This is a genomic window from Pseudomonas oryzihabitans (genome assembly GCF_032027545.1).
GTDB lineage: Bacteria > Pseudomonadota > Gammaproteobacteria > Pseudomonadales > Pseudomonadaceae > Chryseomonas > Chryseomonas oryzihabitans_F.
This window is the reverse complement of the sequence record NZ_JAVSJB010000002.1, coordinates 514,026-533,467: the sequence shown is the minus strand read 5'-3', so window position 1 is coordinate 533,467 and position 19,442 is coordinate 514,026. Positions and strand designations below refer to the sequence as shown.

The following is a 19,442-nucleotide window of genomic DNA, read 5'->3' as shown; positions in this document are numbered from 1 at the left end:
CCGTCAGTCCCGCTGGCTCACCTCGATGTCGCTCAGCCCGGCTTCCTGGGCGCGGCGCGCGATGCTGGGTTGGGCATGGCGCTCCCAGGGCGCGTCGACCACCACCTGGGGCTCCTCGACGTGCTTGATCAGCAGTTGCAGCACGGCTTCTTCCTCGGTGACCGGCTCGAAGCTTTCCAGCTCGTGGGTAAGCGGCTCGCCATTGAGGCGATAGCGGATCTGGTAGCGGTGCAGGGTATGCATGGTCGTGCCTCGGCAGCGGAACTAGTAGATGGACCCCACTGGCGGGCGGCGGTTGCGTCAGCCACTCAGCGTATCGAGGATGGGGCAGTCGGGTCGGGCATCGCCATGGCAGCAGGAGACCAGTTCGCCCAGGGTGCTGCGCAGGCGGGTCAGTTCGGCGATCTTCAGATCCAGCTCGGCGATATGTCGCTTGGCCAGCGCCTTGACGTCGGCACTGGCGCGCTGGCGATCCTGCCAGAGGCTGAGCAACTGGCGGATCTCCTCCAGGCTGAAGCCCAGTTCCCGCGAGCGGCGGACGAAAGCCAGCACCCGCAGGTCTTCGGCGCCGTACTGGCGATAGCCGCTGTCGGTACGCCCGGCGGGCGCCAGCAGGCCGATCCGCTCGTAGTAGCGCAGCATCTTGGCGGTGAGCCCACTGGCCTTGGCGGCCTGGCCGATGTTCATGACGGGTGATCTCCGGACGGGCGCCAGCGGCCGAGCAGCAGGGCATTGGCCAGCACGCTGACGCTGGAAAAGGCCATGGCAGCGCCGGCATAGACCGGATCGAGCAGGCCCAAGGCGGCCAGGGGCAGGCCGATGACATTGTAGACGAAGGCCCAGAACAGATTCTGGCGAATCTTGCGCTGGGTGCGGCGGGCGATGTCCAGCGCCGCCACCACCTGGCGCGGGTCTTCCTGCAGGAGGGTGATACCGGCGGCATGACGAGCGGCGGCGGTACCCGAGCCCATGGCAATGCCCAGTTCGGCGGCGGCCAGCGCCGGGGCGTCGTTGAGGCCGTCGCCGACCATCGCCACGCCGCCCTCGGCCGCTTGCAGACGGGCGACCACCGCGGCCTTGTCGGCGGGCAGCACCTCGGCCTCCCAGTGTGCGATGCCCAGCGCCGCGGCCACCTGGCGGGCGCTGCCGCGGTTGTCGCCGGTCAGCAGCCAGCTGGTGATGCCGTCCCGGCGCAGCTGGGTGATGGCCGCGGCCGCGCCTGGGCGGATCTCGTCACCAAAGGCCAGCAGACCCAGTACCCGCGGCTGGGCGCCGGTTTCCAGCAGCCAGGAGAGGGTCAGCCCCTGGTCTTCCCAGGCCCGGGCGGTCTCGGCCAGGGGACCGGCGTCCAGGCATTGTTCGGCCAGCAGCCGGGCATTGCCCAGCAGCAGCGCGCGGTGCTGCCAGCTACCCTGGAGGCCACGGCCGGGGAGGGCGCGGACGTCCTGGGCCGGCGGGGTATCCAGGTCGCGTTCGCGACAGGCCGTCAGCACCGCGGCGGCCAGCGGATGCTCGCTGCCCCTTTGCAGGCTGCCGGCCAGGCTCAGCAGCTCATGCTCATCGATCCCTGGCGCCGAGGCCAGCTGGCGCAGGCGCAGCTGGCCGGCCGTCAGGGTGCCGGTCTTGTCGAAGATCACGGTGGTGACGCCCTGGGCGCGTTCCAGGGTCTCGGCGTCCTTGATCAGGATGCCATGGCGCGCCGCCACGCCAGTGCCGGCCATCAGGGCGGCCGGCGTGGCCAGGCCCAGGGCACAGGGACAGGCGATGACCAGTACGGCGACGGCGGCGAGCAGGGCGGGCTCCAGGGCGTGGCCGGTCAGCAGCCAGCCGACCAGGGTGAGCAGGGCCAGGCCGACCACCACCGGGACGAAGACCCGGCTGATGCGATCCACCAATTGCTGGATGGGCGCCTTGGTGGCCTGGGCGTCTTCCACCAGGCGGATGATGCCGGCCAGTACCGTCTCGCCGCCCAGGGCAGTGACCTCGATCTGCAGGTTGCCTTCGCCATTGATGGCGCCGCCCACCACGTCGTCACTGGGGCCCTTGGCAACCGGACGGCTCTCGCCGGTGAGCAGGGCTTCGTCCACGTGGCTTTCGCCCTGCTGGATGCGGCCATCGGCCGGGATGCGCTCGCCCGGACGGATCTGCAGGCGATCGCCCAGGCGCAGCTGGGTGAGGGCGACCTCTTCCTCCTGGCCAGTGGCGCCCAGGCGACGGGCTCGCTCGGGGCGCAGGGCTTCCAGGGCCCGCAGCGCGGCGCCGGTGCGGCGTTTGGCGCGGGTCTCAAGGTACTTGCCCAGGCGCACCAGGGCGATGACCATGGCAGCCGTCTCGAAATAGAGGTGCGGGCTATCCTTGACCAGCCAGAGGTAGAGGCTCAGGCCATAGGCGGCGCTGGTGCCCAGGGCGACCAGTACGTCCATGTTGCCGCTGCGGGCGCGCAAGGCGTGCCAGGCGCCGCGATAGAAGCGGGCGCCGACCAGGAACTGCACCGGCGTGGCCAGCAGGCATTGCAGCCAGGCGGGTGGCATCAGGTGCCAACCGAAGGGCGCCAACAGCATGGGCAGGATCAGTGGCGCAGCCAGCAGCAGTGCCAGGGCCAGCTCCAGCTGTTCCCAGGGCAGCCCTTGGCGCGCCTGGGCGGAGTGCTCTGGTTCCGCGCGGCGATCCTGGGCGCCGTAGCCCGCGGCTTCCACCGCGGCGATCAGGGTCTGGGCCTCGACCGCGGCCAGGGTCTTCACCCGCGCGCGCTCGCTGGCGAGATTGACCTCGGCCGCCAGCACGCCGGGCACCGCACGCAGGGCCTTCTCGATGCGCCCGGCGCAGTTGGCGCAGCTCATGCCGGCCAGTGCCAGGTCATGCTCGACCTCGGCTACCCGGTAGCCAGCGGCAGTGATCGCAGCGGCCAGGGCCGGGGCGGCGTCGAGCGGCGCGCTGACCCGGGCCTTTTCGCTGGCCAGGTTGACGCCCGCCGCGCTGACCGCCGGCACCTTCTGCAGGGCGCGCTCGACGCGTCCGGCGCAGGCCGCGCAGGTCATGCCGCCGATGGAGAGTTCGAATTCGTGCATGGTGTACCTCCTGTCACCAGTGTTGACCTTGACCCGAGGTCAAGGTCAACACTGGAACCCACTCCTGGCGTTGGCGTCAGGAGAGAAAGGGGTTCTTCTGACAGGAGCAGGCCATGCACGTCATCAAGGTGTTCGGAATGAGTTGCGCCCACTGCGTGAGCGCCATCGAGTCGGCGGTCCTCAAGGTCGACTCTCGCGCCCGGATCGAGGTGGACCTACAGGCGGGCGAGGTGCGCATCGACAGCGCCGAGGTGGACGCGCCCTTCCGCGCGGCCATCGAGCAGGCGGGTTACACCGTCAGCGGCTGACCGCGCTCAGCCGGTGTGCGACCAGTCGCGCACGATGGCGCGGAAGAAGGTGGTGAAGACCTGGTCGGCGGCCAGCAGCGGCGCGAAGGTTTCGTCATCGCGCAAGACGTCGGAGAGGGTGCCGAGGAACAGGCTGTGCAGCAGTCGGCTGGCCAACTGCGGCGTCACCCCCGGCTGCAGGCGGGCGATCTGGGCGGTGAAGAGGGCGTCGGTGATGCGGATGAACTGGCGCAGGAACTGCAAATCGCGTTCCTCGGCCTCGCGCAGCTCCTCGGTGAATTCGCAGCGGTGCAGCAGGATGGTCATGACCCGTTGTTCACGGCCGGGCTGGGTGAATTTCTCCATGCCTTCGATGCAGAGCTTGTAGAGCCGCTGCAGGCTGTCTTCCTCGCCGTCGATGCGCAGTCGCTCCGACAGTTCGTCAGCCGGAATCCTTATCTGGCTAAGCATTTCATGGAACAGGTGGGCCTTGTTCTGAAAATGCCAGTACACTGCGCCCCGGGTGACCCCGCATTCGCGGGCGATCATTTCCAAGCTGGTACGCGCCACGCCATTGGTCAGGAACAGGGCTTCCGCGGCATCGAGAATGGCTTGGCGGGTCTGTTCGGCTTCTTCTTTCGTGCGGCGCATGGGTGGTCTGGCTGGCAGTGGGTCTGCCACGCAGTCTAGCGCGCCTCACCGCTTTTACAAACAAGATCGTATGTAACTGCGCGACACTTCCGCTTCCATCGGATTGGCTTCCATGACTTTTCGCTTGCTGTTGATTCTCGGGGCCCTCTCGGCCTTCGCTCCCTTCGCCATCGACATGTACCTGCCCAGCTTCCCCTCGCTGGCCCGGGCCTTCGCCACCGACATCGAACACGTGCAACTGAGCCTGGCGGTGTATTTCGCCGGCCTGGCCAGTGGTCAACTGTTCTACGGTCCGCTGGCCGATAGATTTGGCCGGCGGCTGCCCTTGCTGATCGGCATCGCCCTGTTCTGCCTGGCATCCCTGGGCTGTGCCCTGGCGCCGAGCCTGCCCTGGCTGATCGCCGCGCGCTTCGTCCAGGCCCTGGGTGGCTGCGCAGGCATGGTGATAGCGCGTGCCGTGGTGCGCGATCTCTGTGAGCCCATCGCCGCCGCCCGGGCCTTCTCGCAGATCATGCTGGTGACCGGGATCGCGCCGATCCTGGCGCCCTTCGCCGGCAGTCTGCTGCTGACCACCTTTGGCTGGCAGGCGATCTTCGTCAGCTTGGCGCTGTTCGCCGCGGCCTGCGGCACCGCCGTGGCGCTCTGGCTACCGGAGTCGCTGCCGGCCCAGCATCCGCGGGCACCCTTGAGCGGTGCCTTGCGCAACTATATGCGGCTGCTGCGTGATCGCACCTTCATCGGTCATACCCTCACCGGTGGCATCGCCATGGCCGGCATGTTCGCCTACATCTCCGGCTCGCCCTTCGTGCTGATCGAGCTCTATGGCGTTGCGCCCGAGCACTATGGCTGGGTGTTCGGCCTCAATGCCGCCGGTTTCATCCTGCTCGGCCAGCTCAACGCCCGCCTGGTGGTCCGCCAGGGACCGGCCTTCTGGCTCAGGCGCGCGGTGCTGGCCTATGCCGCGGCAGGGTTGGTCCTGCTGCTGGTCGGGGCCTTCCAGCCCAAGGCGCTGCCGGTGCTCATGATCCCGCTGTTCTGCGCCATCGCGCTGCTCGGTGGCATCGTGCCCAATGCCTCGGCCTGCGCCCTGGCCGGGCAGGGCGCCAATGCCGGCAGCGCCTCGGCGCTGATGGGCAGCCTGCAATTCATCCTGGCGGCCCTGGCCTCCAGCAGCGTGGGCGCCCTGCACAATGGCACCGTGGTGCCCATGTGCGCGGTGCTGGCCCTCTGTGCCGTGTCGAGCGCCCTGCTGGCGCGCTGGACCCAGCCACGCGCAGTGAACTGAGGCGGGAGATTTTCCAGAGCAGGCAGGTCAGATAAGCGAACCCCCAATCCCCAGGGACGCCGACATGACTTTCGCCTACTGGTGCATCTTCCTCGTCTATCTCGTGCCCTATGGGGCGGCCTACTACGCCAAGCTCAAGGGCAGCGGCTTCACGCCCGACGACAACCGTGATCCGCGCGGCTTCCTCGGCAAGCTGGAAGGCGCCCGGGCCCGGGCCAACGCCGCCCAGCAGAACGCCTTCGAGATCAATCCACTGTTCGCCGCGGCGGTGATCGTCGCTCAGGCTACCGGCGGTGCCGCGCAGGGCACCATCAACTTCTGGGCCTTTCTCTTCCTGCTCAGCCGCATCGCCTATACCTGGCTGTATATCCGCGACCACGCGACCCGTCGCTCGCTGGTATGGGCCTTTGGCTTCTTCTGCTGCCTGTGCCTGTTCATTGCGGCAGCCTGAGTACGCCTCTGCGTCGCTGCCGGTCTTGACCGGCAGCGACGGCTGTAGCTTCATCAGCGCCCTATCTTTCTTGGCTGGACGCCTGCATGACGTCTCCTTCGCCCGCCCAGCTGGTGCTGGCGCACTTCGCTCGGCTCGCCCAGCAGCGTGGCTATACCCTCGATACCGCGCAACAGGCTGCCATCGACCGTTTCGCCCAGCTCGCCGATGAGCTCTTGCGGCCCCGGCTGTTCCGCCGCCGGGCGCCGCGTAGCCTCTATCTGTGGGGACCGGTAGGGCGCGGCAAGAGCTTCCTGCTGGACGGCTTCTTCGCCGCCTTGCCCTTTGCCGAGAAGCGCCGGGTGCACTTCCACGCCTTCTTTCGTGAGTTGCATGAGCGGATGTTCCGCCAGCCACCCGGCATCGATGCCCTGGCGGCCAGCCTCGACGAACTGCTGGAAGACTGCCGGCTGCTCTGCTTCGACGAGTTCCATGTGCACGACATCGGCGATGCCATGCTCATCACCCGGCTGTTCAAGGCGCTGTTCAGCCGCGGCGTGGTGCTGATCACCACCTCCAACTACCCGCCCGAGGGGCTGCTGCCCAATCCGCTGTACCACGAGCGCTTCCTGCCTGCGATCCGGCTGATCGAGGCGCGCATGGACATCCTCTCGGTGGCGGGTCCCCAGGACTATCGCAGTGCCAGCCCTGCCGAGCCCGATCCCTTTGGCGCCGGTGCCTATCTCTGGCCGGGGAATGCCGTGCAGCGCGACCGGCTGGAGTTGCCGGCCCTGGGCGAGGGGCATGTTCAGGTGCCCGTCGGGCATCGCCAGCTGACCGCCGCGAGTGCCGCCGACGGCCTGCTGCACTTCACCTTCGCCGAACTTTGCGAAGGCCCCACCGCGGTGCTCGACTACCTGGCCCTGAGCGAGACCTGGCAACACTGGCTGCTCGATGCCGTACCGCCGTTGCGCGAGGCGAGCTCCGCCGCCCGGCAACGCTTCATCAATCTGGTGGACGTGCTCTACGACCGCCGACTGACGCTGTTCCTGATCAGCGCCGCGCCCCTCGACGAGACCCTGGCCGACAGCGACATCGCCGACATGTCGCGCACCCGCAGTCGCTTGTCGCAGCTGCGGCAGATCGGGCCTGGCTAGCGCTGCTGCTGCAGTTTCGCGTTGTCCAGATGCCAACGGCGTTGCTCGACCGAGGCGCCGTCGACGTCGTTGACCCGGCGCAACCGATAGCTGCCGGTGAAGATCTGGCGGGTACCATCGGCGAGGCGTGCATCCACCGTCACCGGGATGCTGACATAGCTTGAGCCCGCCGCGCCCTCCACCGCGCCCAGCGAGCCGAGCGTCACCCGCACGCTACGGGTCTTGGCGTAGCCCTGGCGAAATTTGTCGTAGGAATGGCCGGGTCGACCGTCGTCGCCCCACTGTTGCCAAGCGGTCCCGTAGTCCTGCGCGTCCAGCGCTCGGTAATAACGCTGGACCACTGCAGCCGCGGCCTCGGCGCTGCTGGGCAGCGGACCGCAACCGGCCTGCTTGGCCGCTTCGCCATCGCCGAACAGGGCGCAGCTGCGGGCGATCTCGTCCTGGATCAGGGCGCAGCTATTGGCGGCGTTGCAGGGCGGATGAGTAGCGGGGGAGAGCGAACGGCAGGTATCGGCCAGGGCTTGGGCCGGCTGCCGCCCCAGCTCCTGGGCACAGCTGCGTGGCTCGGCGACGGCGGTCAGGGGCAGGAGCAGCAGGAGCGCACGAAGCGGCCAGCGGGGAATCATCGGCAGGATTCTCGAGCAAAGCCCCAGCCTAGCAGGTAGTGGCCGGGTGGGGAAAAGGCGACGAGACGGTCATCCGTCGTTTGGTCATTTAGCTGACGTAAAACCGTCATGCAGCCGGCGCAGGGTAGCCAGATCCCGTGTCGGAGTTTGCCCAATGCCTTCGTCCAGTCCATCCGCCTCCCTGTCACCGCTGTCCCATCCCCTGCACAGTTCGCGCAAGCCCGGTCCGCTGCGGGTCGTGCTGTTCATCGTGCTGCTGCTGACTGGCCTGGCGGTGACGCTCGGGGGTATCCACAACGACGTCAGCGATGCCCAGTCCCCGCCCACCACCTGGCTGCCCTTCGCCGGCCTGGCGCTGGCGCTGGTGATCGCCCTGGGCTTCGAATTCGTCAACGGCTTCCACGACACGGCCAACGCCGTGGCCACGGTGATCTACACCCATTCGCTGCCGCCCAATGCGGCGGTGCTCTGGTCCGGCTTCTGCAACTTCCTCGGCGTACTGTTCTCCAGTGGCGCGGTCGCCTTCAGCGTCATCGCCCTGCTGCCGGTGGACCTGGTGGTGGAGATGGGGGCGGGCAAGGGTTTCGCCATGATCTTCGCCCTGTTGATCGCCGCCATCCTGTGGAACCTCGGCACCTGGTGGCTGGGGCTGCCGGCGTCGTCATCCCACACGCTGATCGGCTCCATCATCGGCGTCGGCCTGATGCACGCCTGGCTGGGCGGGCTGGATGGCAGCAGCGGCGTGGACTGGGGGCAGGTGGCCAAGGTCGGCTACGCGTTGCTGTTCTCGCCGCTGATCGGCTTCGTCTGCGCGGCGTTACTCCTGCTGCTGCTCAAGCGGATCGTGCGCGACCGGACGCTCTATCAGGAGCCCAAGAGCGCCGAGCCGCCGCCGCCGTGGATTCGCGGCCTGCTGATCCTCACCTGTACCGGGGTGTCCTTCGCCCACGGCTCCAACGATGGGCAAAAGGGCATGGGGCTGATCATGCTGATCCTGGTCGGCGCCCTGCCGACCGCCTATGCCCTCAATCGCGCGGTACCGGCGACCGCCACCCCGGCGTTCGCCGCCGTGGCCGAAGTCACCGCCAGCGGCCTGCGCCAGGCGGCGCCCCAGGCCGCTCCGGCCGATCCCCATGGGGTGCTGCTGGAGTTCGTGCGCAAGCGGCAGAGCAATCCCGCGGTCTTGCCGGCGCTGGCGGCCATCACCGACGACATCGCCCGCGAGGTGCGCCAGTATGGCGCCCTCAACAACGTGCCGGCGCAGAGCATGCCCAACGTGCGCAATGCCATGTACCTGGCCTCGGAATCCATCCGCCTGCTGGAGAAGGAGCACCTGCCCGGCCTGGCGCCCAAGGCGCAGGAGGACCTCAAGGAGTTCAAGCGGCAGATCGACCAGGCGACCCGCTTCATCCCGCTGTGGGTGAAGGTGGCGGTGGCCATCGCCCTGGGCCTCGGTACCCTGGTCGGCTGGCGGCGGATCGTCGTCACCGTCGGCGAGCGGATCGGCAAGACCCACCTGACCTATGCCCAGGGCGCCTCGGCCGAACTGGTGGCCATGGGCACCATCGGGGCGGCGGATGCCTTCGGCCTGCCGGTCTCCACCACCCATGTGCTGTCGTCCGGGGTGGCCGGAACCATGGCCGCCAACGGCTCCGGACTGCAGTGGGGGACGGTGCGCAACCTGCTGCTGGCGTGGGTGCTCACCCTGCCGGTGGCCATGGCGCTGTCCGCGTCACTCTATTGGCTGCTGGTACAGGTGTTCTAAGAGCCTGTTCAAAATCTGCTGCGCGTCGTCCAAACGGCGTTGAAAATGGCTTCGGAATGCTCATTTACCATTCGTAAACTCCGCTTCCTCAGCCATTTTTCGCCTTGTTTGTCTCTAGCTCGCGAGACTTTGAACAGTCTCTGACACGGCTTCGGTCAGGCAGCGGCGGAACAGCGCTACCGGCGGCAGGTCGCGTCCGGCATGGCGGGTGATGACCTGCAACTCGCGGTGGAAGGTGAGGGCGCCGAGCGACAGCCGACGCACCCGCGGATGCTCCAGCCAGAGACCGGCGCAGGGCACCAGGGCCACGCCCAGGCCACGCTCCACCATCTTGACGATGGCGTCGAGTTCGTCCAGTTCGAGCACCTGACGCACCGCCAGGCGTTGCTCACGGAGGAAGGCGCTGACCCGGCGGCCGCCGAAGGAGTGGCGGTCGTAGCGGATGAAGGGCTGGGTTTCCAGCAGCAGCCGTGGATCATCGCCCGGCAGGTCCGGCGGGGCGATGAGCACGAAGGGCTCCTGCAGCAGGGCGGTGGCGTGCAGTTCCTTGGGCAGCTCGAAGGGCGGACGGATCAGGACGGCCAGGTCCAGCTCGCCGGCGTCCACCTGGCTGAGCAGGCTGAGCGACACCCCGGGGACCAGGCGCGGCTCCAGGCGTGGCGCCCGCTGGCGCAGCCGCACCAGGGTACCGGGCAGCAGGCCGGTCTGGACGCTGGCGATGGCGCCGATGCGCAACTCGCCCTGGATTTCCTCGCCCGCGCCAACCCCGGCCATACGGGCGTAGGTGGCGAGGATCTCCTCGGCCAGCGGCAGGGCACGGCGGCCGGCGGCGTTGAGCAGCGAGCTGCGCCCGTTGCGATCGAACAGGCTCACGCCCAGGCTCTGCTCCAGTACGCGGATCTGGGCGCTCACCGCCGAGGGCGTGAGGCCCACGTGCACCCCGGCCGCAGCGAAGCTGCCATGGCGGGCGACGGCGAGAAAGGTCTTGAGTTCGCGAAGCATGGTGGGCATCCACAGGGGACTGGGCAGGTGACTGTAGCGGGCGGACATTCGAGCGACAAAATTTTCGTCGCTCGAAATGAAGAAAATACGCTTTCTGCGCAAGAAAACCTGGGGTGAGAATGACCACATCCCTCCCCACCAGGATTTCGCACCATGGCCCTGTCGCCCTTCCACCTCGCCATTCCCGTTTACGACCTGGCTGCCACCCGGCACTTCTACGGCGATGTCTTCGGCCTCGCCGAGGGTCGCTCCAGCGACCACTGGGTCGATTTCGATTTCTACGGTCATCAGCTGGTGATCCACGAGCACCCCAAGACCGCGTCCCAGGAAGAGGCCCACACCAACGCCGTGGACGGCCACAACGTGCCGGTGCCGCATTTCGGCATCATCCTCGGCTGGGACGAGTGGGAAGCCCTGGCCGACCGGCTAAAGGCGCGCGAGACGAAGTTCGTCATCGAGCCCTACATCCGTTTCAAGGGCCAGGTGGGCGAACAGGCCACCATGTTCCTCTTCGACCCCTGCGGCAACGCCCTGGAGTTCAAGGCCTTCAAGGACATGAGCCAGCTGTTCGCCAAGTAGCGCTGAGCGGCCCCGGGGCCGCCCGCCTTTCGCCGCGACCGGAGCCCAGAGAGTTCCGGCGCCCCTTCCGTGATGTGTCTGCCCGCTGGTGATCCCCTTGGAAACCGCGAGCCTTGCTGGCATCCAACTTCCTGCGAGCGAGCGGCGGCTGGTGATCGAGTCCAGCGTCGCACCGTCCGCCGTCCTCAGCTGTCGCCCGGGTGCTCTCGCCACCTCCCGACCGGCTCGGCTGATCGTGATCTCCCTCTGCGACGGCCGTGACGGCGGCCCGGACCTGATGGCTCCTCGCGAGTGTCCGTCCGCCGCCGCCGCCTTCGGTACCGGGTCGGTGTCGCCGGGCGGCCCGCGCAACTCCCGTATCGCCTGACCCCCGCGGATCGGTGCAGTAGACGCCGACCGTTTTCGCTTGCCCCACTCCTGCCGAGCAACGTTCCCATTACAGAAGGATACGTCCATGTCTCGCGTGCTCTCTCCCGCTCCGCTCGCCGTTCACGCCTCCCTGGCCGACGACGAACGCCTGGCGCGCCGTGCGGCGACCGCCGCCGCCACCGGTACCGCCATCGAATACTACGAGTTCGGCGTCTATGGCTTCATGGCCGCCTTCCTCGGGCCGCTGTTCTTTCCCGGCGACGATCCCACCGCCGCTCTGCTGGCCGTGTTGGCGGTGTTCGGCAGCGCCTTCCTGATCCGTCCCCTGGGTGGGGTGCTGCTCGGGCGTCTCGGCGATCGACACGGCCGGCGCGCGGTGCTGTTGGCCACGGTGATCGGCATGGGGCTGGCGACCGCCGGTATCGGCTTTTTGCCCACTACCGCCCAGGCCGGCTTGCTGGCGCCCGTGCTACTGGTCGTGCTGCGCCTGGTGCAGGGCTTCTTCGCCGGCGGCGAGGTGATCGGCGCCGCGGCCTTCGTCGCCGAGTCGGCGCCCCAGGGCCGTCGGGGCTTCTTCGGCGCCTTCACCCCGGTCGGTGTCGCCCTGGGCGGGGCCCTGGCCGCCATCGTCTGTGGCCTCACCACCAGCGTGCTGGGCGTCGAGGAGATGCAGGCCTGGGGCTGGCGCCTACCGTTCCTGCTGGCACTGCCACTGGTGGCGCTATCCGCGCTGCTGCGGCACAACGTCGAGGAAACCCCGGCATTCCAGCGCTTCCTGGCCCAGGCCCAGCCGCCCAAGGCGCCGGTCCGGGAGGTGCTCGCCGAGCAGCGTCCGGCGGTGCTCAAGGTCATGCTGCTGGCCCTGGGGCAGAACGCCGGCTATTGGGTGGGACTCATCTTCATGAATCTCTACCTGACCACCCACCTCGGCTACCCCAAGGCCCAGGTGTACTGGATCATGGCGGGCGTGAGCCTCTGCGCGGCGCTGATGATGCCGTTCTGGGGCGGGTTGTCGGATCGCCTGGGCCGGCGCCGGGTGCTGACCCTAGGTTTCACCGCCTATGTGGTGCTGGTGATCCCGATGATGCTGCTCATGGCCCAGGGCAATATCTGGCTGGCCGCCGTGGCGGTGCTGGTGGCGGCGTTGCCCATGCCCATCGTGCAGTCGGTGGGCTATCCCACCTATGCCGAGCAATTCCCCACGCGGGTGCGCTACACCGGCATGGCCATCGCCATCAACCTCGGCGCTATCCTCGGCGGTGGCCTCACCCCCTATCTGGCCACCTGGCTGATGGCGCAGACCGGCAACCTGCTGATGCCGGGCTTCCTGCTGGTGACGGCCTCGGTCATCGCCCTGCTGACCTTGCGCCTGGTACGGGAAACTGCCAAGGAAGCGCTGCAATGATGCCGGGCGAATTGCGTTCCCGGATCGCCAGGGGTGAATGGACCACGCCGACCGCCGGGGTGCTCGACGACTATCAGCAGGCCAACCTGGTGATAGTGCCGCAGGCCCAGGCCTATGCGCTGCTGCTGTTCTGCCTGCGCAATCCCAGGGCCTGCCCGATCCTGGCGGTGGGCGACGCAGGCGATCCCCGGGTGCCCCTGCCGGGGGCGGCCATCGACATCCGCACCATGCTGCCGCGCTATCGCGTCTGGCAGCAGGGCCAACTGGTCGCGGAACCCACGGACGTCGAAGCCTACTGGCGTGACGATGCCGTCGCCATCCTGCTGGGCTGCAGCCATACCTTCGACGCGCCCTTGCGCCGCGCTGGCATTCCGGTGAGTACCGCAGCGCCGCCGGTCTATACCACCACCCTGCCCAATGTGCCGGCAGGGCCGTTGGCCGGTACCCTGGTCGTGAGCATGCGCCCGGTACCCCGCGCCCGGGTGAGCCAGGCGGTGCTGGTCACCGCCCGCTACCCCAGCGGCCATGGCGCGCCGGTCCACATCGGTGATCCCGCGGCGTTGGGCATCGCCGACCTGCAGGCACCGGACTTCGGCGTGGTGCCGCCCCTGGGCGAGGATGACGTGCCGGTGTTCTGGGCCTGCGGGGTGACGCCACAGCAGGTGCTGCCCCAACTGCAGAGTCCCTACTGCATCTCCCACTATCCGGGGCACATGCTGGTGCTGGACCAGCGCCCGGAAGCCTTCGGCTAGGCCGCGCGTGCCGGCTTGAGCGATGATTCACCGCCCGAGCCTAGGCAAACGCCGACGCAGCGGCCATCCTTGTACTCCCGTTCGTCGACCGGTTCCCGTCATGAATGCCCGCCAGCCCTTTCTCGATCCCTATCACCAGACCATCCGCCAGCTGTCCGACCGTATCGTCGCGGCCCAGGCGCCGATCCGTATCCTCGATGCGGTGAAGTGGGACGACGGGGTACGCCAGGGCTTCCTGGAGGGCAAGGGCAAGCGGCTGCCGGCGGTGGATCGCGCCTTCTACGAGGGCCGGCCGCTGAGCTTCGACGGCGATGCGCTCAAGGGGGAATTCCAGAGCATCGAGCGCGAGATCACCCGCCAGCTCGGCCAGTTCAACCCGGTCGGCCAGATCATGAGGCGCATGTGCCGCGAGTACCGCATGGTGATCCGCATGCTGCAGGCGCGCGGCACCCCGGACTTCGGGCTGATCTCCCAGGAGCTCTATGGCGCGGCCTCGGACGCCTTCCATGCAGGCGATCCGACCCTGGCCGACCTGGGCATGATGATGTCCAGCTACCTGGACAACATCGCCCATCGCGGCGCCCTGGAAGACGAGCCCAAGACCCTGACCGCCAAGGACGCGGTGCCCATCCTGCAGGCGCGGCTGAACCAGGTGTTCGGCGAGAACGAGGGCACCATCCGGGTGTTCGAGTCCGATGGCATCGTCGCCGACGCCGCGGCCGGTGCCGACTACATCAAGGTGCGCGCCGATGCCTTGTTCAACGAGCGGGACGTGCGCGCCCTGGAGGTCCACGAGGGGCTGGTGCACGTCGGTACCACCCTCAACGGCCAGAACCAGCCGATCTGCACCTTCCTGGCCAAGGGGCCGCCGTCGTCCACCGTGACCCAGGAAGGCCTGGCGATCCTCATGGAGGTGATCGCCTTCGCTTCCTATCCGACCCGGCTGCGCAAGCTGACCAACCGCACCCGCGCCATCCACCTGGCCGAGGACGGCGCCGACTTCCTCGAGGTCTTCCGCTTCTTCCAGGAGCAGGGCTACGACCTGGAAGCGGGCTACCAGAACGCCAGCCGGGTGTTCCGCGGCTCGACCCCCACCGGGCTGCCCTTCACCAAGGACCTGTCCTATCTGAAGGGCTTCATCCTCATCTACAACTACATCCAGCTGGCGGTGCGCAAGGGCAAGCTGGAGCAGATCCCGCTGCTGTTCTGCGGCAAGACTACCCTGGAAGACATGCGCATCCTGCGCCAGCTGGTGGACGAGGGCGTAGTGGTGCCGCCCAAGTACCTGCCCGCGCAATTCCAGGACCTCAACGCCCTGGCGGCCTGGATGTGCTTCTCCAACTTCCTCAATCACCTGAGCCTGGATCGGATCGAGGCGGACTACGCCAATATCCTCTGATAGGAAAAAGCCCCGGAAGACCGGGGCTTTTTCCTGGTGGACTAGCTCGGCGGGCGATCACTCGCCCTTGAAGGCAGCGGCGATGCTGGGTTCGCTGTCGCTCGCGCGCTCCGGCACGAAGGCCAGGGCGCGGTTGAGGGCGCCGCAGGCTTCCAGGCCGCTGGCGCGGGCAATGGCTTCGGCCACGGCGCTGCCGGGAATGGTCTCGTCGCGCAGCAGTTGCTCGGTGATGTCGTCCAACGCCGGCTTGAGCTCGGTGATCAGCGCCAGGCAGCGATGATCCAGGCTGTGCAGCAACTGGTCGGCGGCGGCGATGCTGGGCGCGGCGTCGAAGTCGATGCCGGCGTCGCGCAAGGCCTGCAGGCTGAGCAGCGAGCCACTCGGGCCCATGCCCAGGGACGCGACCATGGACAGCGCCAGCTTGGAGGCCTCCTGCAGGTCCTGGGCGGCGCCCGAGGAGACCTCGTTGAAGTACAGCTGCTCGGCGCAACGGCCCGCCAGCAGCATCTGGATGCGGCCTTCGAGCTCCGACTTCAGGTGCAGGCGCTTGTCTTCGGTAGGAGTGATCAGGGTAACGCCCAGGGCCTGGCCGCGGGGCAGCAGGGTGACCTTTTCCACCCGGCCGACGTTGAGCACGGCGGCGACCAGGGCATGGCCGGCCTCGTGCACCGCGATACGGGTGCGCTCGGCGGCGCCCAGCGGGGTGACACCGACCGGTTGCTCGCCGATGCGGCAGGTCTCGATGGCCTCGACGAAGTGGGTCATGGTCACGGCGCTGGCGCTCTCACGAGCGGCGAGCAGGGCGGCATGGTTGCTGATGTAGGCGATGGCCGCCGGGGTCAGGCCCACGGTGTTGCGCGCCAGGGCCGCCAGGTCCAGCTCGCCCTGGCAGGGCAGCTTGCCGGCATAGAGCTCGAACAGCGCGCGCCGATCTTCCAGGCTCGGCAGCGGCACGGCGATGGTACGGTCGAAGCGGCCTTCGCGGCGCAGGGCCGGGTCCAGGGAGTCGGCGAAGTTGGTGGCGCCCAGGACGAGCACGCCGCTGGTACCGTCGAAGCCGTCCAGTTCGGTGAGGAACTGGTTGATGATGCGGTTGGCCTCGGCGTCGCTGGAGCGCGACTGCTCGGCGCGGCGACCGATGCCGTCGATCTCGTCGATGAAGATGATGCAGGGCGCCTTCTTGCGCGCGGTGCGGAACAGCGACTTGACCTTCTGGATGCCGACGCCGAAGAACATCGAGGAGAAGTCACTGCCGGTCACCTGGATGAAGTGGGCGTTGCACTCGGTGGCCAGGGCCTTGGCCAGCTGGGTCTTGCCGGTGCCGGGCTCGCCGGTCAGCAGCACGCCCTTGGGCGGGCGGGCGCCGAGGGCGGCGAAGGCCTTGGGATTGCGCAGGCAGGTAGTGACGTCTTCCAGCGCGCGCTTGGCCTCGGCAGCGCCGACCACGTCGGTGAAGGAGATGCCGGTGCCCTTGCGGTGCAGCTTGAAGGGACTGGCGAACCGCAGCGCCAGGGGCACGGCGAGCAGCAGCAGGAGCAGGTAGCCCGGCAGGTTGATCAGCAGGGCATCCAGCCACGCATGGCGCTGACCGGCCTCGTTCCAGCTGGCCACCGGGAACGGCGGCTCGCCCTGGGCGGCGTAGTCGGCCAGCAACAGGTTGGCGATGCGGCCGCCGTTGTCGGCCACGGCGTAGTGCTCGCCGCGGCTGGTGTCGATATAGAGGGTATGGTTGCCGATCACGGCGCCGCTGATGGCCTTGGCACGCAGGTCGGCCAGCAGTACGGAGAGATCGCGTGGCTGCTGGGTCCAGTGGTCAGGGGCCTGCTGCACGCTGGCGAGCATGGCGGTGGCGGTCGGAGCCGACTCGGTGGGCTTGAGCCACAGCCAACCGGCCAGGCTGGCGACGGTGACGAGGGACAGCGCGCCAGCGACGAGCCGGCGTGGATATTTGGCAAACAGGGACTTCTTCATTCACATACCGTTCGAGAAGGAGCGACATCGGACGCGGACTCCCGGATTATCGGCCTGTGGCGGCGGGGGTGAACCTCGGTTCGGCGGAAAACGATGAGTGGACTCACCATCCGTCGCGTATCGTCACACTTTCGAGCTTTTCCGCGGTCTGCAAGGCCCAGTTGTTTTCGCCAGATTTCAAGGAGTAGCGCTCGTCATGCCTGATCCCCTGGATTGCCGGCAAGGCTTGCCGGTGCCCCCGCCGGCCCTGCTCGACCGCCTGAGAGGCGCCGGCGAAGTGCTGGTGCTGACCGGTGCCGGTGTCTCGGCGGAGAGCGGTATCGCCACCTTTCGCGAGGCGCTCACCGGTCTCTGGGCTCGTTTCGACCCGGCGCAACTGGCCACCGCGGAGGCCTTTCGCGAAGATCCAGCGCGGGTCTGGAGCTGGTACGAGTGGCGCCGTGCGCAGGTGCTGCGGGCCGAGCCCAATCCGGCTCATCGCGCCTTGGCGGACTGGGCCGAGCGGCACGGGCGGCTGCACCTGGTCACCCAGAATGTCGACGACCTGCACGAGCGCGCCGGTAGTCGCGAGGTCATCCATCTGCACGGCAGCCTGCACGCAGCACGGTGTTTCGAGTGCGCGAGGCCGCTGGACGCACTGCCACCGCCAGACGTCGAGGGGCGGCTGGCGGCGCCGCCGCGCTGCCCTGCCTGCCGCGGTCTGGCCCGCCCGGGAGTGGTCTGGTTCGGCGAGTCCCTGCCTGAGCAGGCCCTGACCACCGCCTGGGCCTTGGCCGAGCGCTGCGACCTCTGCCTGGTGGTCGGTACCTCGGGCCTGGTGCAGCCGGCGGCCAGTCTGCCGGTGGTGGCGCGCCAGCGGGGTGCCACGGTGGTGCGCATCGATCCGCAGCCAGCGGTCGATTTCAGCGGCGACTGGCAACTGCTGGGCGCGGCCGGGGTGATCCTGCCGGCGCTGCTCGCGCAGCTTTGATCGGCTCAGAACCTGTTCACGATCTCGCGAGCTAGAGACAAATAAGTCCTGGACGGCCCCGCGAAAATGCCTGAGGCAGCGGATCGGACCCGCGCTCGGGTTTACGGGTGGTAAATGAGCAGTCCGACGGGGCCGTCCAGGTGGGGCTGGCCCTCCAGGGCATTTTCAACGCGGTTTGGCCGACGCGCAGCAGATCGTGAACAGGTTCTTAGTGCAGGGCCTGGCCACCGGTACCCAGGGCATCCAGGGTGCGCTTGAGGGCGGTATAGGCCTGGCGCTGCTCGTCGTCTTCGGTGAGCAGGCCATCGAACAGGGTGGCCACCAGGGCCGGATCCTGGGCCACGAAGCGGTCGATGAGCACGTCGTTGTCCTGGCGACCGGCGGTGATCAGCAGCACGGCGAGCTGGGCGACGTAGCGCGCGGCCAGTGGATAGGCCTTGAGGAAAACCTTGAAGGGCGCATCGGCCAGGCCCGGGGCGAAGCCCTTGGCGAGACCCTGCTGGGCGGCGGCGATGGCCTGGCGAACGGCGTCCTGCCAGTTGCCGGCGGTCACCGTACCAGCCGGCAGGGCGCGACGCATCTGGCCCAGCAGGCTGTTGAGGAAGATGCGGCGATTGGCCTGGTAGTCGTGGTCGGTATCGAGCAGTTCGCTGCGGATGCGGTTGAGCACCCGGTCGTCCTCGGCGTCGGCGGTCACCGCGTCCTTGAACGCCAGGGTCAGGTCGCGATCCAGCAGGCCAGGCTTGCGGCCTTCCAGTTCGGCCTGCAGCAAGGGGCCACTGGAGTCGGCGAAGAAGAAACGTTCGGCATGGGGGGCCAGACGTTCGCGCAGCCGCGGCCAGAGGTCCGCCGCGAACAGCTGTTCGGCCGTACCTCCGGAGACGATGACGCGATGCTGTGGCGCCTCGGCCAGATACTCGAACAGGGCAGGGGTGTCGAGCGCGGTGCGGTCGACGATGAGATAACGGTGCTTCACGGCAACTCCTGAACACGACGGCCGCACCTGGCAAGGCGCGGCGGGATGGCCGTTAGTCTATAGGAAGGTGGGAACGCTTGGCCCGGCCATTGGCCTAATCAGCTAGGGTGCAGTCCGCGACACCCTCCTTTTCGCGGCAGGAGGACACCAAGATGCGCAAGACTTCCCTGATCCTCGCCTGCGGCGCCGCGCTGGCGCTCGTGGCCGGCCCGAGCCTGGCCGCCAGCAGCAGCAACGACGCCGGGGTCACCGGCAACGGCATAGGTGCACCGGGCAGCTCCAATACCAGCAATCGCGACAGCGCCGACGACACCTCCACGGCCACCCCCTCAACCCAGAAGAAGGTGGACAGAACGCCGGCCACCAAGGCCCAGGGCGAGAAGCAGAAGCGAGTGCTCAACGACTGACAGGCATGAAAAAGGCGCCTCGCGAGGCGCCTTCTCAAGCAGCAAACGACAGGACTCAGGCCAGCGAGCAGGTGTAGCGGACCTGCCAATCAGGTCGCTCGTGGGTGGCGCGCTCGATACGGGCGCGACTGTCACAGATGAAGGCTTCCAGCAACGAGTTGTCCAGCAGGTCGACCCGCGCGATGCGTCGTTGCAGCAGGGCCGTGCCATTGGGTGCATAGACCTCGACATTGAAGGTCGCAGGGTCCTGGGCGGTCATGGCGCACAGCATCGGCTGGAAGGCGCCCTTGATGATGGTGTTCGCATCCGTGAACTTCAGCGGCTCGGCCATCGCAATCACTCC

Annotated in this window: 21 protein-coding genes; 12 read left to right on the top strand and 9 right to left on the bottom strand. The window is 68.1% G+C overall.

The genetic code is table 11. The annotated features are described in order from the left end of the window. Positions 1-3: 3 nt before the first annotated feature. From RND78_RS04880 to RND78_RS04870, 3 genes are read right to left on the bottom strand one after another with little or no spacing between them, the layout of a single operon-like run. The gene (locus RND78_RS04880) at positions 4-243 is read right to left on the bottom strand and encodes a hypothetical protein (RefSeq protein ID WP_059230059.1); all 240 of its coding nucleotides are present in this window, start codon (positions 241-243) and stop codon (positions 4-6) included. Between the two features lie 57 nt (positions 244-300). Continuing rightward, complete coding sequence (gene cueR / locus RND78_RS04875) at positions 301-687, bottom strand: Cu(I)-responsive transcriptional regulator (RefSeq protein ID WP_312726519.1); 387 nt, start codon at positions 685-687, stop codon at positions 301-303. After that, a complete protein-coding gene (locus RND78_RS04870; protein ID WP_312726518.1) occupies positions 684-3,068 on the bottom strand; it encodes a heavy metal translocating P-type ATPase in 2,385 nt (794 codons plus the stop codon). Before RND78_RS04870 ends, cueR begins: the two co-directional genes overlap by 4 nt. Before the next feature lie 113 nt (positions 3,069-3,181). On the opposite strand from RND78_RS04870, the gene RND78_RS04865 reads away from it, so the two are divergent. After that, positions 3,182-3,376, top strand: a complete 195-nt coding sequence (locus RND78_RS04865) for a cation transporter (protein ID WP_312726517.1) — start codon at positions 3,182-3,184, stop codon at positions 3,374-3,376. A 6-nt stretch (positions 3,377-3,382) separates the two neighbouring features. On the opposite strand, the gene RND78_RS04860 is transcribed toward RND78_RS04865, so the two are convergent. Continuing rightward, the gene (locus tag RND78_RS04860) at positions 3,383-4,006 is read right to left on the bottom strand and encodes a TetR family transcriptional regulator (protein ID WP_312726515.1); all 624 of its coding nucleotides are present in this window, start codon (positions 4,004-4,006) and stop codon (positions 3,383-3,385) included. A 112-nt stretch (positions 4,007-4,118) separates the two neighbouring features. On the opposite strand from RND78_RS04860, the gene RND78_RS04855 reads away from it, so the two are divergent. From RND78_RS04855 to zapE, 3 genes are all read left to right on the top strand, one after another. Continuing rightward, positions 4,119-5,291, top strand: coding sequence for a multidrug effflux MFS transporter (locus RND78_RS04855; RefSeq protein WP_312726514.1), 1,173 nt, complete (start codon positions 4,119-4,121; stop codon positions 5,289-5,291). Positions 5,292-5,355: 64 nt separating this feature from the next. Continuing rightward, positions 5,356-5,742 (top strand): MAPEG family protein, encoded by a 387-nt coding sequence (locus RND78_RS04850; RefSeq protein ID WP_312726513.1) that lies wholly within the window; start codon positions 5,356-5,358, stop codon positions 5,740-5,742. Positions 5,743-5,828: 86 nt separating this feature from the next. Next, the gene (gene zapE, locus RND78_RS04845; RefSeq protein WP_312726511.1) at positions 5,829-6,878 is read left to right on the top strand and encodes a cell division protein ZapE; all 1,050 of its coding nucleotides are present in this window, start codon (positions 5,829-5,831) and stop codon (positions 6,876-6,878) included. Here the strand turns inward: zapE and RND78_RS04840 are convergent. Further along, on the bottom strand, positions 6,875-7,504 hold the full coding sequence (locus tag RND78_RS04840; RefSeq protein ID WP_312726509.1) for a hypothetical protein: 630 nt from the start codon (positions 7,502-7,504) through the stop codon (positions 6,875-6,877). The two genes, zapE and RND78_RS04840, sit on opposite strands and share 4 nt — an antisense overlap. Positions 7,505-7,658: 154 nt before the next feature. Here RND78_RS04840 and RND78_RS04835 point away from each other — a divergent pair, with 154 nt between their 5' ends. Beyond that, positions 7,659-9,269: an inorganic phosphate transporter gene (locus RND78_RS04835; RefSeq protein ID WP_312726507.1), complete on the top strand. Its 1,611-nt coding sequence runs from the start codon at positions 7,659-7,661 to the stop codon at positions 9,267-9,269. A 114-nt stretch (positions 9,270-9,383) separates the two neighbouring features. Here the strand turns inward: RND78_RS04835 and RND78_RS04830 are convergent, their stop codons facing one another. After that, positions 9,384-10,271, bottom strand: a complete 888-nt coding sequence (locus RND78_RS04830; protein ID WP_312726505.1) for a LysR family transcriptional regulator — start codon at positions 10,269-10,271, stop codon at positions 9,384-9,386. A gap of 153 nt (positions 10,272-10,424) precedes the next feature. Here RND78_RS04830 and RND78_RS04825 point away from each other — a divergent pair, with 153 nt between their 5' ends. The 5 genes from RND78_RS04825 (at position 10,425) to RND78_RS04805 (ending at position 14,775) form a co-directional block, all read left to right on the top strand. Further along, on the top strand, positions 10,425-10,850 hold the full coding sequence (locus tag RND78_RS04825) for a VOC family protein (RefSeq protein WP_312726503.1): 426 nt from the start codon (positions 10,425-10,427) through the stop codon (positions 10,848-10,850). Between the two features lie 97 nt (positions 10,851-10,947). Further along, a complete protein-coding gene (locus RND78_RS04820) occupies positions 10,948-11,217 on the top strand; it encodes a hypothetical protein (protein WP_312726502.1) in 270 nt (89 codons plus the stop codon). Between the two features lie 87 nt (positions 11,218-11,304). Continuing rightward, the gene (locus tag RND78_RS04815) at positions 11,305-12,624 is read left to right on the top strand and encodes an MFS transporter (RefSeq protein ID WP_312726500.1); all 1,320 of its coding nucleotides are present in this window, start codon (positions 11,305-11,307) and stop codon (positions 12,622-12,624) included. Continuing rightward, complete coding sequence (locus tag RND78_RS04810) at positions 12,621-13,376, top strand: D-glutamate cyclase family protein (protein ID WP_312726498.1); 756 nt, start codon at positions 12,621-12,623, stop codon at positions 13,374-13,376. Before RND78_RS04815 ends, RND78_RS04810 begins: the two co-directional genes overlap by 4 nt. Before the next feature lie 100 nt (positions 13,377-13,476). Next, positions 13,477-14,775: a flavohemoglobin expression-modulating QEGLA motif protein gene (locus tag RND78_RS04805; RefSeq protein WP_312726496.1), complete on the top strand. Its 1,299-nt coding sequence runs from the start codon at positions 13,477-13,479 to the stop codon at positions 14,773-14,775. A 57-nt stretch (positions 14,776-14,832) separates the two neighbouring features. On the opposite strand, the gene RND78_RS04800 is transcribed toward RND78_RS04805, so the two are convergent. Further along, the gene (locus tag RND78_RS04800; RefSeq protein ID WP_312726495.1) at positions 14,833-16,746 is read right to left on the bottom strand and encodes an AAA family ATPase; all 1,914 of its coding nucleotides are present in this window, start codon (positions 16,744-16,746) and stop codon (positions 14,833-14,835) included. A 196-nt stretch (positions 16,747-16,942) separates the two neighbouring features. On the opposite strand from RND78_RS04800, the gene RND78_RS04795 reads away from it, so the two are divergent. After that, a complete protein-coding gene (locus tag RND78_RS04795) occupies positions 16,943-17,716 on the top strand; it encodes an SIR2 family NAD-dependent protein deacylase (RefSeq protein ID WP_409457015.1) in 774 nt (257 codons plus the stop codon). Between the two features lie 208 nt (positions 17,717-17,924). Here RND78_RS04795 and RND78_RS04790 read toward each other — a convergent pair whose 3' ends face one another. Continuing rightward, positions 17,925-18,692, bottom strand: coding sequence for a hypothetical protein (locus RND78_RS04790; RefSeq protein WP_312726494.1), 768 nt, complete (start codon positions 18,690-18,692; stop codon positions 17,925-17,927). Positions 18,693-18,844: 152 nt separating this feature from the next. On the opposite strand from RND78_RS04790, the gene RND78_RS04785 reads away from it, so the two are divergent. Continuing rightward, positions 18,845-19,099 (top strand): hypothetical protein, encoded by a 255-nt coding sequence (locus RND78_RS04785; protein ID WP_312726492.1) that lies wholly within the window; start codon positions 18,845-18,847, stop codon positions 19,097-19,099. 55 nt (positions 19,100-19,154) lie between these two features. Here the strand turns inward: RND78_RS04785 and RND78_RS04780 are convergent, their stop codons facing one another. Then, complete coding sequence (locus RND78_RS04780; RefSeq protein ID WP_059230040.1) at positions 19,155-19,430, bottom strand: hypothetical protein; 276 nt, start codon at positions 19,428-19,430, stop codon at positions 19,155-19,157. Positions 19,431-19,442: the final 12 nt, after the last annotated feature.

Excerpts from the sequence above, each read along its gene's own strand:
- RND78_RS04880 (WP_059230059.1), bottom strand. The coding sequence starts at position 243 with ATGCATACCCTGCACCGCTACCAGATCCGCTATCGCCTCAATGGCGAG.
- cueR (WP_312726519.1), bottom strand. The coding sequence starts at position 687 with ATGAACATCGGCCAGGCCGCCAAGGCCAGTGGGCTCACCGCCAAGATG.
- RND78_RS04870 (WP_312726518.1), bottom strand. The coding sequence starts at position 3,068 with ATGCACGAATTCGAACTCTCCATCGGCGGCATGACCTGCGCGGCCTGC.
- RND78_RS04865 (WP_312726517.1), top strand. The coding sequence starts at position 3,182 with ATGCACGTCATCAAGGTGTTCGGAATGAGTTGCGCCCACTGCGTGAGC.
- RND78_RS04860 (WP_312726515.1), bottom strand. The coding sequence starts at position 4,006 with ATGCGCCGCACGAAAGAAGAAGCCGAACAGACCCGCCAAGCCATTCTC.
- RND78_RS04855 (WP_312726514.1), top strand. The coding sequence starts at position 4,119 with ATGACTTTTCGCTTGCTGTTGATTCTCGGGGCCCTCTCGGCCTTCGCT.
- RND78_RS04850 (WP_312726513.1), top strand. The coding sequence starts at position 5,356 with ATGACTTTCGCCTACTGGTGCATCTTCCTCGTCTATCTCGTGCCCTAT.
- zapE (WP_312726511.1), top strand. The coding sequence starts at position 5,829 with ATGACGTCTCCTTCGCCCGCCCAGCTGGTGCTGGCGCACTTCGCTCGG.
- RND78_RS04840 (WP_312726509.1), bottom strand. The coding sequence starts at position 7,504 with ATGATTCCCCGCTGGCCGCTTCGTGCGCTCCTGCTGCTCCTGCCCCTG.
- RND78_RS04835 (WP_312726507.1), top strand. The coding sequence starts at position 7,659 with ATGCCTTCGTCCAGTCCATCCGCCTCCCTGTCACCGCTGTCCCATCCC.
- RND78_RS04830 (WP_312726505.1), bottom strand. The coding sequence starts at position 10,271 with ATGCTTCGCGAACTCAAGACCTTTCTCGCCGTCGCCCGCCATGGCAGC.
- RND78_RS04825 (WP_312726503.1), top strand. The coding sequence starts at position 10,425 with ATGGCCCTGTCGCCCTTCCACCTCGCCATTCCCGTTTACGACCTGGCT.
- RND78_RS04815 (WP_312726500.1), top strand. The coding sequence starts at position 11,305 with ATGTCTCGCGTGCTCTCTCCCGCTCCGCTCGCCGTTCACGCCTCCCTG.
- RND78_RS04810 (WP_312726498.1), top strand. The coding sequence starts at position 12,621 with ATGATGCCGGGCGAATTGCGTTCCCGGATCGCCAGGGGTGAATGGACC.
- RND78_RS04805 (WP_312726496.1), top strand. The coding sequence starts at position 13,477 with ATGAATGCCCGCCAGCCCTTTCTCGATCCCTATCACCAGACCATCCGC.
- RND78_RS04800 (WP_312726495.1), bottom strand. The coding sequence starts at position 16,746 with ATGAAGAAGTCCCTGTTTGCCAAATATCCACGCCGGCTCGTCGCTGGC.
- RND78_RS04795 (WP_409457015.1), top strand. The coding sequence starts at position 16,943 with ATGCCTGATCCCCTGGATTGCCGGCAAGGCTTGCCGGTGCCCCCGCCG.
- RND78_RS04785 (WP_312726492.1), top strand. The coding sequence starts at position 18,845 with ATGCGCAAGACTTCCCTGATCCTCGCCTGCGGCGCCGCGCTGGCGCTC.
- RND78_RS04780 (WP_059230040.1), bottom strand. The coding sequence starts at position 19,430 with ATGGCCGAGCCGCTGAAGTTCACGGATGCGAACACCATCATCAAGGGC.